Annotated in this window: 7 protein-coding genes; 3 read left to right on the forward strand and 4 right to left on the reverse strand. The window is 69.9% G+C overall.

All coding sequences use genetic code 11. The annotated features are described in order from the left end of the window. Positions 1–119: 119 nt before the first annotated feature. Positions 120–2948, reverse strand: coding sequence for an AfsR/SARP family transcriptional regulator (locus tag ACZ60M_RS10325; RefSeq protein ID WP_465416720.1), 2829 nt, complete (start codon positions 2946–2948; stop codon positions 120–122). Positions 2949–3074: 126 nt separating this feature from the next. Here ACZ60M_RS10325 and ACZ60M_RS10330 point away from each other — a divergent pair, with 126 nt between their 5' ends. After that, on the forward strand, positions 3075–3767 hold the full coding sequence (locus ACZ60M_RS10330) for a hypothetical protein (RefSeq protein WP_465416722.1): 693 nt from the start codon (positions 3075–3077) through the stop codon (positions 3765–3767). Beyond that, positions 3767–4447 (forward strand): hypothetical protein, encoded by a 681-nt coding sequence (locus ACZ60M_RS10335; protein WP_465416724.1) that lies wholly within the window; start codon positions 3767–3769, stop codon positions 4445–4447. The genes ACZ60M_RS10330 and ACZ60M_RS10335 overlap by 1 nt, the downstream gene beginning before the upstream one ends. A 47-nt stretch (positions 4448–4494) precedes the next feature. On the opposite strand, the gene ACZ60M_RS10340 is transcribed toward ACZ60M_RS10335, so the two are convergent. Continuing rightward, positions 4495–4848, reverse strand: coding sequence for an ArsR/SmtB family transcription factor (locus ACZ60M_RS10340; protein WP_465416726.1), 354 nt, complete (start codon positions 4846–4848; stop codon positions 4495–4497). Positions 4849–4951: 103 nt separating this feature from the next. Here ACZ60M_RS10340 and ACZ60M_RS10345 point away from each other — a divergent pair, with 103 nt between their 5' ends. Further along, entirely contained in the window at positions 4952–6439 is a 1488-nt protein-coding gene (locus ACZ60M_RS10345; RefSeq protein WP_465416728.1) for an FAD-dependent oxidoreductase, read from the forward strand. Between the two features lie 109 nt (positions 6440–6548). Here ACZ60M_RS10345 and ACZ60M_RS10350 read toward each other — a convergent pair whose 3' ends face one another. Continuing rightward, the gene (locus ACZ60M_RS10350; protein WP_465416730.1) at positions 6549–8591 is read right to left on the reverse strand and encodes a beta-galactosidase; all 2043 of its coding nucleotides are present in this window, start codon (positions 8589–8591) and stop codon (positions 6549–6551) included. A gap of 102 nt (positions 8592–8693) precedes the next feature. Further along, positions 8694–12980 carry a putative Ig domain-containing protein gene (locus ACZ60M_RS10355; RefSeq protein WP_465416732.1) on the reverse strand — a complete coding sequence of 1429 codons (4287 nt, stop codon included), beginning with the start codon at positions 12978–12980 and terminating at the stop codon, positions 8694–8696. Positions 12981–13321: the final 341 nt, after the last annotated feature.

Genomic DNA, 13321 nt, shown 5'->3' on the forward strand with positions numbered 1-13321 from the left:
GTGGCCCTGGAAGGCCTGCGTCCTCTTCCGCTCGCCCCCGCCCCCCCCCCCCCCCCCCCCCCCCCCCCCCCCCCCCCCCCCCCCCCCCCCCCCCCCCCCCCCCCCCCCCACTTCGGCCTTTACGCGGTTACCCCGGCGAGCTTGTCCCGGACCTGTCGTACGGCGGGGTGCTGGAGCTCGTCGAAGATGGCCTCGGCTTCGCGCCAGGCGTCGCGGGCCGCAGGCTGGTCGCCCATCGCGCGGCAGGTGTCGCCGAGGTTGTCGAGGCTCCGGGCGATGTAGAAGCGGTTTCCGACCTGCCGGGCCAGCCGGATGGACTCCTGGTAGCTGTCGACCGCTTCGGTGAACCGCCCCGACCGCTGGTAGGCGTCGCCGATCGTGTCCAGGGCCGCGGATGCCGCCTCAGGGGCGTTCAGCTCCCGGAACGCCGCGAGGGACTGTCGGGCGTGGTCGAGTGCCAGCTGATGCTGCCCCACTTGGATATAGCAGCAGGCCACCGAGTTGAGGGCGTTCGCGTGAGAACCGGCGTCGCCCAGCCGGTGGTGCAGTTCCAGCGCCCGCAGCGCGTGCTCCAGTGCCTCGGGGTGCCGGCCCTGCTGTTCGCGGAACGCCGCCAGTCCCATCTCGACGTGCGCCTCGCCCGACAGGTCGCCGTTGCCGCGGTAGAGGGTCAGCGCCGTCCCGAAGTGCCGGTCGGCGTCGTCGTCGCGGGCCGCCCTCAGGTACAGGTTCCCGAGCCCCCGGTGCGCCCTCGCTTGCAGCAGGGGTTCGCCGAGCCGTTCACCGGCCTTGAGCGCCGTCTCGAGACAACTGATGCTCTGCGCCGGGCTTCCCTGCCGCATGAGGTACGGGAAGAGGACCCACACCAGCTGCCACACCTGGCGGTCGAACCCGGCCTCCGCCGCCCAGTCCAGGGTGGAGAGCAGGACCTCCTGCTCGGCCGTGATCCAGTTCAGGGCCGCGTCATGGTCCGCCAGCTCCTCCAAGGCGACCTCGGGAAGCGCCTCACCCGGCCCCTCACCGGTCAGCAGCGGGTCGACGACGTTCACTGCGGCGTATCCGTTGTGCAGGTAGTGGTCGAGGAGACGGCGGGCGGCCCGGTCCCGGTCGGCTTCGGACTCGTCGGCGGACACCAGTTCGGCGGCGTACTCGCGCATCAGGTCGTGCAGGGCGAAGCGCCCCGGGACCGGTTCGAGGACGAGGTTCGCCTGCACCAGTTCGTCGATCAGCCTCCCGGCCGTCGTCACCGGGAGCCCGCCGAGGCTCGCCGCGGCGGGCGCCGTCAGATGCGGCCCCGGGTGCAGCCCGAGCAGTCGCAGCATGCGGGCGGCGTCCGGGCTCAGCGCGCGATAGGACCACGAGAACACCGCGCGCACATCTGTCAGGGCCGATGCGGTGTCGAAGGCGTCGAGCCCGCCGCGCAGCTGCTCGGCGAGTGCGCTGAGCGAGGCGCTGCGGTCGATCACGGCGCGGGCGGCGGCGATCGCGAGCGCCAATGGAAGCCGTGCGCTGGCGGCGATGATGTCATCGGCGCCTTGCGATTCGACGGCCAGCCGTTCGGGGCCGAGCCGCCGCGCCAGCAGCTCCCGCGCCTCGGCCATGTCGAACAGCTCCAGGTCGACCCGGCTCGCCCCCTCGATGGCGATCAGGCTCAGCAGTGCGTCACGGCTGGTGACGACGGCCAGGCAGTCGCGCCCGCCCGGTAGCAGCGGCCGGACCTGGTCGGCGCTGTTCACGTTGTCCAGCACCATGAGCAGTCGTCGGCCGTCGATCGTGGACCGGTACATCGCGGTCAGCTCGTCGGCTTCGGTGGGGATGTCCTCACTGCGCACCCCGAGCGTCCGCAGGAACCGCGCCTGTACGCGGTCCGGCGACAGCGCCTGCCCCGGGTGGTAGCCGCGCAGGTCGGCGAACAGCTGCCCGTCGACGAACTCGTCGGCGACCCGGCGCGCCCAGTGGACGGCGAGCGAGGTCTTCCCGACCCCGGCCGTTCCGGTGACCACGCCGACGACCGGCACGGACGACCCGTGCATCACCGTCAGCAGCCCGTCGAGCTCGGCGAGCTCGGCCTTGCGCCCCGAGAAGGCCGCCGCACCCGCCGGGAGCTGACGCGGGACCGGCAGCCGCAACGGCTCAGTGCCGGTGCCCTCGTCCTGTCTGCCGGTCAGGATCGCGGCGTGCAGGGTCCGCATCGACTCGCTCGGATCGACGCCGAACTCGTCGCTCAACCGGCGGCGGAACCGGTGGTAGACGTCCAGAGCCTCACCGCGTCGTCCACAATGGTGCAGCGCTTGCATCAGCTGGCCGCAGAGCCCTTCGCGCAGCGGATGCCGCGCGGTGAGGGCCACCAGTTCGTCCACCAGCTCGGCCGCGCTCCCTTGGCGGAGCATGATGTCGATGCGCCGCTCCAGCAGCAGCAACCGCTTCTCGCGCAGGCCCGGCACCACCTCCCGCTGCAGCTCGTCCGACGGGACGTCCGCCAGCGGCTCACCACGCCACAGTTCAAGCGCCGCAGTCGCTGCGGCCAGCTCGCGTTCGGCATCGTCGGCGGCCGCATCGGCTTCGCGCAGATGGATCGCGACGCTGCCGATGTCGGTGGCTTCCGGCGGGACGTCGAGCCGGTACCCGTCGGGACAGGTCGCCACGATGTCGCCCGCGCCGATCCGGTCGAGCTGCGCCCGCACCCGCACCGCGCACAGCTGGACCGCGCGGCGGGGGTTCTGCGGAAGGTCCGTGCCCCACAGGGCGTCCGCGAACTCGGACAGCGTCACCTGCCTGCCGGCGTTGAGCACCAGCAGGGCCAGGAACGTGCGCGACAGCGGTGAAGTCAACTGCAGTTCCGTGCCGCCTGCGGCGACCCGCAGCGGCCCGAGCACGCCGAGTGCAACGCCGCCAGGTGATCCAACGGGGGTGTTGGCGCTGCTCTCGCTGCCATGAGGGTCCGACACGTCCACATTTTAGCCCCGGGGACCAAGGGCCCCTGTGACGGTGAAGCCGATCTGAAGCCGGGTTCGGCGATAGTGCTCCCCATAGCCGCGAGGCGGCGAAGCCGAACGACCGATCAAGGAAACCGCATGTCCCTACGTACACCGTCCATACTCGCCGCGAGCCTGCTCCTCGGACTCGCCGGATGCTCCGGAAGCGGCAGCGGCGAGCGCTCGTCCGACGCGGCGGCAACCGAAGCGAGCGCATCTGCAACACCGCCCGGGCCCGCGTACTCGCAGTATGAGGACTACCCCGGCGAGGAGCTGCTGTACACCGACGGCCGCGAGGATTACCGCCTGAAAGTCAAGGCGGTGGAGACCGCGTGGCTCACCGAGCTGGCCGGCAGGCCCGCCCAGGTGGGATCGCACTACCTGGCGGTCTACGTCGTGGCGACCGGCGAGTCGGCCGACCGCGGCGTGGAGGAGGCCTACCTGAACGCCTTCTCGGTGGCGCTGCGGTTCGGATCGGGCGAGGACTGCCAGCGCGACAACCTCGGCGGCCGGGACGAGTCGATGGAGGAGATCTGCCACGACATGGCCACCTTGGTCACCTATCTCGAGGAGGTCCCCTACGAGGACTGGGGAACGTTCGGCTGGACGGAGTCGACCCTCGGCGGTATGCCGCTGGACGCCGGGGAGACCGTGGCCGGGGTCGCGGCCTTCACCGTTCCGGACGCGTTCGTGGCGACCGGTGCGATCGAGCTCTGCGGGGGTGGCGACTCGGTCCTCATGGAGTACGACGACTGCATCGCCGTTCCCGCGCCGACGGAGGAGCGGGTCTGATGTCGAAGCGCATTTCCTCCATCTTCATCGCGGCACTCCTCTTGGCGCTCACCGGATGCAACGGCAGCGGCGACACCGGCTCCGACTCCGACGCCGCCGAATCGACCGCGCAGCCTGAGTCGTCTCCGAGCCCGGCCGGACCGGTCTACACCGCGTTCGCCGACTTCCCCGGCGATGAACTGCTCTATGTCGAGCAGGAGGTGTCGCCCGTCGGGATGCGGCTGAAGGCCGTGGACACGGCCTGGCAGGTCGAACTCGCCGACCACATCGCCGATGCGGACTCCCACTACCTGGTGGTCTATGTCGCGGTGACCGGCGAGGCCGACGACCGCGGCGTGGCCGACGCCTGGCTGAACTACTTCGACTTCGAGCTGGCCTTCCCCGCTGGCGACAATGCCTGCGCGGCCGAGAGTCTCGACCCCTACGGGGCCTGCACCGCCAACCCCATCACCAGTCTCGAACAGGTCGCCGACGACGAGTGGCGCGAACACCGATGGGGCAGCGCCGACGTCTTCGGGCGCGTCGAGATCCCGCTGGGCGCCACCATGATCGGCGCTCTGGCGTTCCAGATCATGGACGACACCGAACCTGGCGAGATGGAACTGTGCGCCACCGGCCGCGACCTCTACCGCGCGGACAACTGCATCACGGTTCCTGCACCGGCGGAGCCGCGGACCTGAGTGATCTCCGGCGCGGACCCGACCCGAGCCGAGCGGCCGGGTCGGGTTCAGCAGCCCTTGGTTTCGGTGGCGGTCGAGAGCCCCGCCAGCGCCCGCATGGGGCCGGTGAAGGCGTCGCAGCAGAGGGCGTAGATGTTGCTGCGGCCCTTGGGGGTCACGGTGACGAGGCCGAGTTCGCGCAGCGGCGCGAGGTGGTGGGAGACGAGGGTCTGGGCGAGGCCGGTCGCTTCGGTGAGTTCGCGCACGGTGCGGTCGCGCTCGGACAGGAGCATGACGATCGCGAGGCGGTTCTCGTCGGCGAGGGCCTTGAACTGGGGTGCGAGGTCGCGGGCGCGCTCGACGAGCTTCTCGTCGGACTCGGCGGTGACGTCGGTCAGCTCGATCTCGATCAGGCGGCTCATGCAACAAGTAAACCACGGAACTTGCCATCAACAATAATCACTGGTATTAATTATCTCCGTTGATGTGATCGCGATCGGCGCGACCACCCCAAGGAGGTTCACCATGTCTTCCAGAAGTGCAGGGCTCTCCACCCGCCGCCTCGCCAAGACCGTCGCCGTGATCGGCGCCGGACCGGTCGGGCTCGCCGCCGCCGCGCACCTGCGCGAACGCGGCATCACCCCGATCGTCCTCGAAGCCGGTCCCAGCGCCGGGGCCGCGATCGCCCAGTGGGGCCACGTCCGCCTCTTCTCCCCCTGGCGCTTCGACATCGACTCGGCCGCAAGGCGACTCCTCGCCGGGACCGGCTGGACCGAGCCGGACGCGGACGGCCTGCCCCACGGCTCCGAGCTCATCGGCCGGTACCTCGAACCGCTCGCCGCCGCGCTCGCTCCCCACATCCGCTACGGCACCCGCGTCACCGGCGTTGCGCGCCTCGGCGCCGACAAGACCCACTCGCTCGGCCGCGAAGGCCGCGCCTACCTACTGCGCACCGTGACCGAGGACGGATGGTCCGATGTGGTCGCCGACGCGGTCATCGACGCTTCGGGCGTGTGGGGCCGCGCGAACCCGCTCGGCTCGGGCGGCCTGCCCGCCGCGGGCGAGAGCGCCGACGCCCCCTGGCAGGCCGGTCCGCTTCCCGACGTGCTCGGCCGCGAACGCGAACGCTTCGCGGGCAAGCGGACCCTCGTCGTCGGCGCGGGCCACTCCGCCGCAAACACGCTCCTGCTCCTCGCCGAACTCGCCGAGACCGAGCCGGGCACCCGCATCACCTGGGCGATCCGGGGCCGCAGCGCCGCGAAGGTCTACGGCGGCGGCTCGGCCGACGCGCTCCCGGCGCGCGGCACGATCGGCACCCGCCTCAAGGCCCTCGTCGAATCCGGCAGGGTCGAACTCGTCACCGGCCTCACGATCGACGCGTTCACCACGGCCGCAGACGGATCGGTCACCGTCCACGGCAAGGCCGGCAGCCGCGCCGTCCAGCTCGAAGCCGACAGCATCGCCGCCGCCACCGGCTTCCGGCCCGACCTGGAACTGCTGCGCGAACTCCGCCTCGACCTCGACGCCACCGTCGAGGCCCCGGTGAAGCTCGCCCCGCTCATCGACCCGAACTTCCACTCGTGCGGCACCGTCCCCGCCCACGGCGAAGCCGACCTCGCCCACCCCGACGAGGGCTTCTACATCGCCGGGGTCAAGAGCTACGGCCGCGCCCCGACGTTCCTCCTCGCCACCGGCTACGAGCAGGTCCGCTCCATCGTCGCCGCCCTCGCCGGGGACCGCGAGGCCGCCGACCGGGTCGAACTCGAACTGCCCGAGACCGGGGTCTGCTCCTCCAGCCGGGCCCTCGACGCCACCAGCATCAACGACGCCGACGAGTCCTCCGGCTGCTGCGGCACCACCGCATCGGACACCGGATGCGGCACCGAGGCCTCGGCCTGCGGCACCCCGGCCGCTGAAACCGTCCCGTCCCGCGGCCTCGCCACGGGCGTCCTCCACGGGCGCGCCGGACAGCTCATCGAACTGCCGCAAGTGAAGTCGAGCTGCTGCGGCTAGCCGGGGCCCGACCGCTGGCGCCGTTGCGACGGCCGACCAGCTGACGTTCGACTCCATGCGAGACCTCCGTTCGAGGTCGATCTTCGCAGTGCTGTCAAGGAGTCCTCCGCTACGCACGGCCCCCGGATCTCGGCCGTTCCAGGACCGCGGTGCCGTAGGCGGCGAGTTCGAGCAGCTCGCCGTCGAGATCGATGCGGACCTCCGTCGGGTTGAAGTTGAGGACGAAGACGTAGTCGGTCTGGCCGTCGCTGCGCAGCCGGGCGGTGACGCCCGCGGGCAGGTCGGCGTCGAGGGAGCGTTCCACACCGGTCGCCGAAACGGTCGCTCTGTAGAAGTCGTCGAGGAATGCGGCTCCGGTGCGGGCAGCGATGAAGTAGGCGCGGCCCTTGCCGTGGGCGTTGACCGTGAGCGCCGGGCCGCCGGCGTAGAAGTCGGCGCCGTAGGCGCCGAGGGCCTGAGCGCTTTCGGTGTGGACGATTTCGCAGAGGTCGAACGCGGGGTAGCTCTTGCCGTTCCATTCGATCGAGTTGCGTTCGCCTTCGTAGAGCGCGTCGATCTCCTCGCACCAGATGCCCAGTGTGGACCGGAGCGGCCCGGGGAAGCCGCCGAGGAACGTCCGGTCGTGCTCGTCCGTATAGCCGGTGGCATAGGTGGCGACGAACGTGCCGCCGTCCTGCACGAAGGTGTCGATCGCTTCGGCGACACCGGGTCTGAGCATGTAGAGCATCGGCGCGACGAGCATCTTGTACCCGCGCAGCCCGCCCGGGGCGGCGATGCGGGCGCCGTCGAGCATGTCGACCGGCACGCCCCGCCGCCAGAAGGCCGAGTAGTGGTCGACCACGGTGTCCCGGTAGCCCGTCCGGTCCTGGAGCAGTCCCTTCATGTCCGCGAGCGCCCACTGGTTGGGCCAGTCGAAGACCATCGCCACTTCGGCGGGGGTCGCCGTGCCGACGACCGCGTCCATGCCGGCGAGCCGCTCCCCGAGCCCGGCCACCTCGCGGAACACCCGGGTGCGCTCGGTGCCCTCGTGGTCGACGATCGCGCCGTGGAACTTCTCGGAGCCGCCGCGTCCCTTGCGGAACTGGAAGTACTGCACGGTGTCCGAGCCGTGCGCGACGGCCTGCAGCGCCTGGAGTTCGACCATGCCGGGACGCAGCAGCTTCGCCACCGGCCGCCAGTTGATCGCCGAGGGCGAGGACTCCATGAGCATGAAGGGCTTGTCTTTGAGGCCGCGCATCAGGTCGTGGGTAATGGCGGCCTCGGCGCCCACCCGCACGTCGAGGTCGGTGCCCGTCCAGGCCGGATAGGAGTCCCACGAGACGACGTCCATGACCTCGGCGAGCCGGAAGTAGTCGATGCGCGGGTTGGTGCCCATGAGGTTGGTCGTGCACGGGATCTCGGGCGTCGCGGCCTTGAGCGGGGCGGTCTCGTGCAGGTAGAAGTCCACGAACTGCTCCGTGGTGAACCGCTGCCAGTCGAGGTGCAGCCCGTGCATGTCGCGCTCGCCGCGCGGGCCGGGGCTCTCGATCTGGGACCAGTCGGTGTAGGTCTTGGCCCAGAAGCCGGTCCACCAGGCCTCGTTGAGGGCGTCGAGACTGCCGTGGCGCTCTTGGAGGTACGCGCGGAAGCGCTCCTGGCACAGGTCGCAGTGGCATTCGCCGCCGAACTCGTTCGAGACGTGCCAGACCCCGAGCGCCGGGTGGTTCCGGTAGCGCTCGGCGAGGGCGGTGTTGATCGCGAGCGTCTTCTCGCGGTACAGCGGTGAGGTGAGGCAGTGGTTGTGCCGCTCGCCGTGGAGGATGCGCCTGCGGTCCGCGTCGACGCGCAGCACCTCGGGGTAGCGGTGGCTCATCCAGGCGGGCCGGGCACCGGAGGGCGTGGCGAGCACGGCGGTGATCGCGTGCTCGGCGAGCATGTCCATCACCTCGTCGAGCCAGCCGAACTCGTAGCGGCCCTCCTCGGGTTCGAGTGCGGCCCAGGCGAAGATGCCGACCGACAGGGTGTTGACCCCGGCGAGCCCGGCGAGACGCATGTCCTCCTTCCAGACCGTGTCCTTCCACTTGAGCCACTGATCGGGGTTGTAGTCCCCGCCGTACAGGATTCGCGGCGCATTCGCCACGATCGGGTCGTGGCGGAAGATCTTCCTGGTCATCTCGTGTTGCGTCCCTTGCGTTGTTGATCGTGGCGGCGCATCGGCCGATGCGCCGCCGGTCGCGGCGGGGTCCGGGTGGTTTCGGACCCCGCCACCGGTTCATCAGGCCTCGACGAGTCCGCCGATCGCCCCTGCGAGTGCTTCAGTCGCCGCGTCGACAGTGGCCTGGTCGGCCCCCTTGTCGTCGGACACCGCCTGGGCCGCATCGCGAGCGGACGCCACCGCGTCCCACGATTCGGCCGTCCAGTCGGCCTCGGTCAGCGCCGCCGCGTCGGCCAAGCGCACCGCGAGCCCCGACTTGTCGATGGTCTCGACGATGAGCTGGAGTTCGGCCACGTTGCAGTAGCCGTTGCCGCCGCTGATGCGGACCGCGTCGTAGGCGACCGGTTCGGTGAGCGCGAGCGTGTTCCAGCCCGCGGTCGGTGTGCCGGTGTTGGCGAAGGCGGTCCAGGTGGCGCCGCCGTCGTTGGAGCCTTCGATCGGCATGCCGGTGGCGCGGGAGACCGCGTTCGAGCGGGGATGGTATTTGACCGCTTCGATCACGAACGCGGTGCCGTCGGTCGGCAGGACCGTGTTCGTGCACGCCTTGGTCGTGGTGTCGGTGTAGGTGCCGGTGTTCCCGTCGAACATGAGCCAGCCGTTGCCCGCGGCGTCGAGGCTGCCGTCGCCTTTGGCCGTACTGGCCGCGACCCAGGACTTGTCGATGACCGCCGGGCCGGAGGAGGCGGCGGCGTCGAGGAAGTCCCAGGCGTCCAGGAGGCGCTGGGCGAGCGCGGACTCGTCGGCGCCTTCCTCTTGTGCGAGAGCGCGAACGGTCTCGACTTCGCGCGGGAAGAGGATCTGCGAGCCGCGGGTGTAGGCGGAGAGGTCGACCGCGTCGGCGCGGGCCAGGATCGGGTCCAGGTCGCGTTCGATCGAGCCGAAGATCCGCAGTTCGGCGATGTTGATGACGGTGGTGTTGGTGACGCGCAGGTACCGGTACTCGCCCTGGTCGAGGGCGTCGAGTCGCTGCCAGGCGTGGGTGTTGAACGCCTGCCCGGTGAGGTCGGTCCAGTTTTCGAGGTCGTTCGAGCCCTGGAGCCTCAGGTTCGGCAGGCGGATCATGCCGTTGTTGTCGCGCAGCGACATGAAGTCGACCCGGTCGAGGCTGTAGGCCGCGCCTTCGCCGAAGTCCCAGATCAGTTCGAACCGACCGTCGACGGCGGTGACGTCGCTGAAGGTGGTGGCGCTGCCGTCGACCATGCGGGCGGCGTGGGCGGCCTTGGCCGCATCGGGTTCGCCCGCGCTGTTGACGACCTGGGCGTCGGCGAGGTCGATCAGGTTTCGCTGGTCGGAGCCGTACAGGGTGGAGAAGTCGGTCGAGCCGTGGACGGTGGCCGCCTGCTCGCCGTCGGCGGTGGTGTGGTCGATGGCGACGTCGAGGACGCCGCTGCCTTCCAGGTCGCCGAGGACACCGGTCGCGGTCCAGGACAGGCCGTCCTCACTGGCGGCTTCCAAAGGTTGCCCGGCGACCGTGACCGTGGTGTCGCTGATCGGCTCGGGGCTGGTGAAGGCGACGTTCACGGTGTCGCCGGCGGTGACGCGACCGGCCTCGGAGTCCGGCGAGGTGACCGCGACGGTGTCCACCGTGCCGGGCGCCTCGGTGCGCTCGCCGTTGATGCGGAAACCGCTGAAGGACCAGAGACCCGGGTAGGCCGGGTCGGTCGGGATGCCCGGGTGGTCGACCTGGAGTTTCAGATACCGGTAGGCGTCTCCGGCGTGGTCGTCGACGACGTCGATGTGCTCCCAGTCGTTGGTGTCGGTCGTCTCGCGCTCGGTCAGCAGGTCCCAGGTGACGCCGTCGTTCGAGCCGTACACGTTCGTCCCCTGGAGACGGTTGCCGAACGTGAACCGGGCCTGGAGCCCGAATGATGCGGCCTCGATGCGGTAGCGGGTGCCGAAGTCGAACACGATCGAGCCGGTCCGCAGGTCGGCGATGCCGGTTCCGTTGTGGTCGTCGGCGAGGTTCTTCAGGCCGGTCGCGTCGATGCCGGTGTAGGCCACGACACCGCCCTGATAGTCCAGGGTGCCGTCCGGCAGCGACGGGTTCAGCAGTCGCAATTGGCGGATCGCCGATCGCAGCTCGGCGACCGCGGCGGTGAACTCCTCGAGGCTGCCGAATTCGGCGGCTGCTTCGGCGGCCGCCTTCGCGGCCGTGTAGGGCTCGAAGGTGACGGTGGTGTAGACCGCGTCGCGGTCGGTCCCGTCGGCCACGATCGTTCGCACGGTCTGCTGCCGGTTCTTGGAGACGACCAGTTCGAAGGTGCGGGCGGCGACCGACTCGCCGTCGTCGGCGACGATCTGGACGTCGTAGCGCCCGGCCTGGTACCTGGTCGGCTTCCAAGTCAGCGCGCCGGTCGCGGCGTCGAGCTCGGCGCCGTCGGGGAGCCCGGAAGCCCGATAGGCGACCTGGCCGCCCGTGTCCACCGCGGAGAAGTCGAACGTCGAGGAGTCCTTGGCGGTCAGGTATTCGGTGGTCGTCGACTGGGCGAACTGCGGCGGCGTCAACGTGGTCTGCGCGTTGAACCGGAGGCGGTCGAGGTCTACGGTGGTGCCCTCGCCGCTGAGGCGCAGGAAGGCGGTGAAGGTGCCGCGCTCGGGGAAGATCACGTAACGCCATTCGCCGCCGGTGTCGGGCAGGTCGATCGTCGCGAGGACGGTCGCGTCCAGCTCGTTCGGGTTGAGCGGCGAGGGCTCGTCCTTGTCGAGGACTTCGAGGACGGCGGGACCGTCGGTGCGAACCCGGAGTCCGTTCACGCCGTTGGTGTCGTGCATGACCCGCGACAGGACGCTGGTCGTGCCCTGCTCGTCCGCGAAAGCGCGCGCGAAGGTCTCGCCGTCCTCGGTGACGAGCGCGGTGCGGTCGTCCGACTGCAGGCTGCGGTCCTCGAACCGGAGGTCGGAGGTCTCAGGGAGGGCAGCAGGGGCGGTGCCGGCCAGCGATTCGGGGAAGGCCACCCAGTACTCGGGGTTCTTGTCGCCCGGCAACCAGAAGTTGACCTTGTTCTGGCCGTCGTAGAAGTAGGGGCCGTCGATGCGAGAGGCGAGCTCGGCGACCCAAGGCGCCTCGGCTTCGACGTCGACGCCGCGTTCGAGCGCGTACTCGTAGTAGAGCTCGTTGACGGCGTTGAACATCCGGCCGCGGTACGCCTCGGAGATCGAGCCGTTCCAGCCCTCGCCGCGCTCCTCGGCCCACGGGGTCCAGGCGCCCATCATGAACCCGAAGAACTGGTTGGCGCCGTCGAGCAGGCGCTGGTCGAGGAAGTCGTAGGCGCTCACGGCATCGGAGGCCGTCGAAACGGTGCCCGCGGTCGGGTCGACTCTCGTGCCCTGGACTTCGAGCATGCGGGCCAGGCCCGTGAAGTTGTCGATGTTGCACTCGCCGTGGGCCTGGTCGCGGCCCATCTCGCGGACCTGCACGAACCCGAAGCCGTACGGGTTCGCCGGGTCGTCGGCCCCGATGTAGGGGATCTGCGCGGCGATCGACCCGTTGTCGTAGTCGGGGTCGGTGGCGTTGACGGTGAACCACTCGACGCCCTTGGCGTATCCCTCGGCGTCGTCGGCGTAGATCGCGGTCGCGATCCGGCCGAACAGGCCGAAGTTGTGCTGGTTCATCCAGCGGGTGTTGGAGTACAGGAACGTCTCCACTACCGGGTTCGCGAAGTTGGCGAGCAGGTTGGCGTCGTCCTCAGCGGACCAGACGACGTCGTAGCCGCCGTACGTGCCCGGGGTGTCGTCGGCGACCGGCTCGGTGGCGCGGATGATCTCGGCCGCCATGAGGAACTGGTAGAGCGGGTGGCCGGTGTGAATGTGCGCGTCGGCGAAGTACACGAAGCGGTCGGCGTCCATGCCGCCCCAGGTGCGCAGGGCCTGGATCGCGTTGCGGCGGTAGACCTCGTCGCCGGTGACCGTCCACATGAGCGCCTGCGTGAGGGCGCCGAACGAGTCCCTGGTCTCGCGGTTGCGCAGACCGGCGTGGGTGAACGTGGGGTCCAGCGGCACATCGGGTTCGGCCGCGGACTTCGAGTTCGAGGCGCGGTAGTCCGTGCCGGCGAAGCCGCTGGTGCTCATCGCCTCGAAGTAGGAGGCCCACGGCTCCTGGCCCGAGCGGACCATCGCCTGGGCGTTGCGGAGGTCCTCGGCCGAGAGGCCGACACCGGGGTGGACGAACCCGGCGTCGGAGACGGTCTCGTTGATCGCGACGACGTGATCGGTGATGAGGTCCGCCGCCGCGGCCTGCACGGGGGGCGGCGCCACGATGGCGCCGATCATCGAAACGGCCGCAGCCGCAAGGGCGGTGAGCCGAAGCGTCCCGCGTGGGCGGACATGCATCGTTGCAGGTCTGTTCAAGGTAGGGGTCCTTCCAGGTCAATCGGCGCAAAGTGGACTGATGCCGGGGAGCTGCTGGCGCACCGAGAGAGACGGATATCGCGATCCGTCTATGCGGATGATAGCGCTCACGCACGATGAGCGCAAGCGCTGTCAAGAAACCGATATCACCACCGCTGATATCAACCCTGATCGGTCATTCGTCCGATGCAAGATTGTTACTGGGCTCAAAAATACGGCATCTACCTGGATGTTTATCGATTCAATGACACAGGTAGGAGCGGCGATCCGCGATGCACTGGTATTGAGGGCTCGACATTCGACGATTCGACTCTTAATTTAGAAACCGATATCTAATGACC

Source organism: Glycomyces sp. NPDC050141, assembly GCF_055586545.1.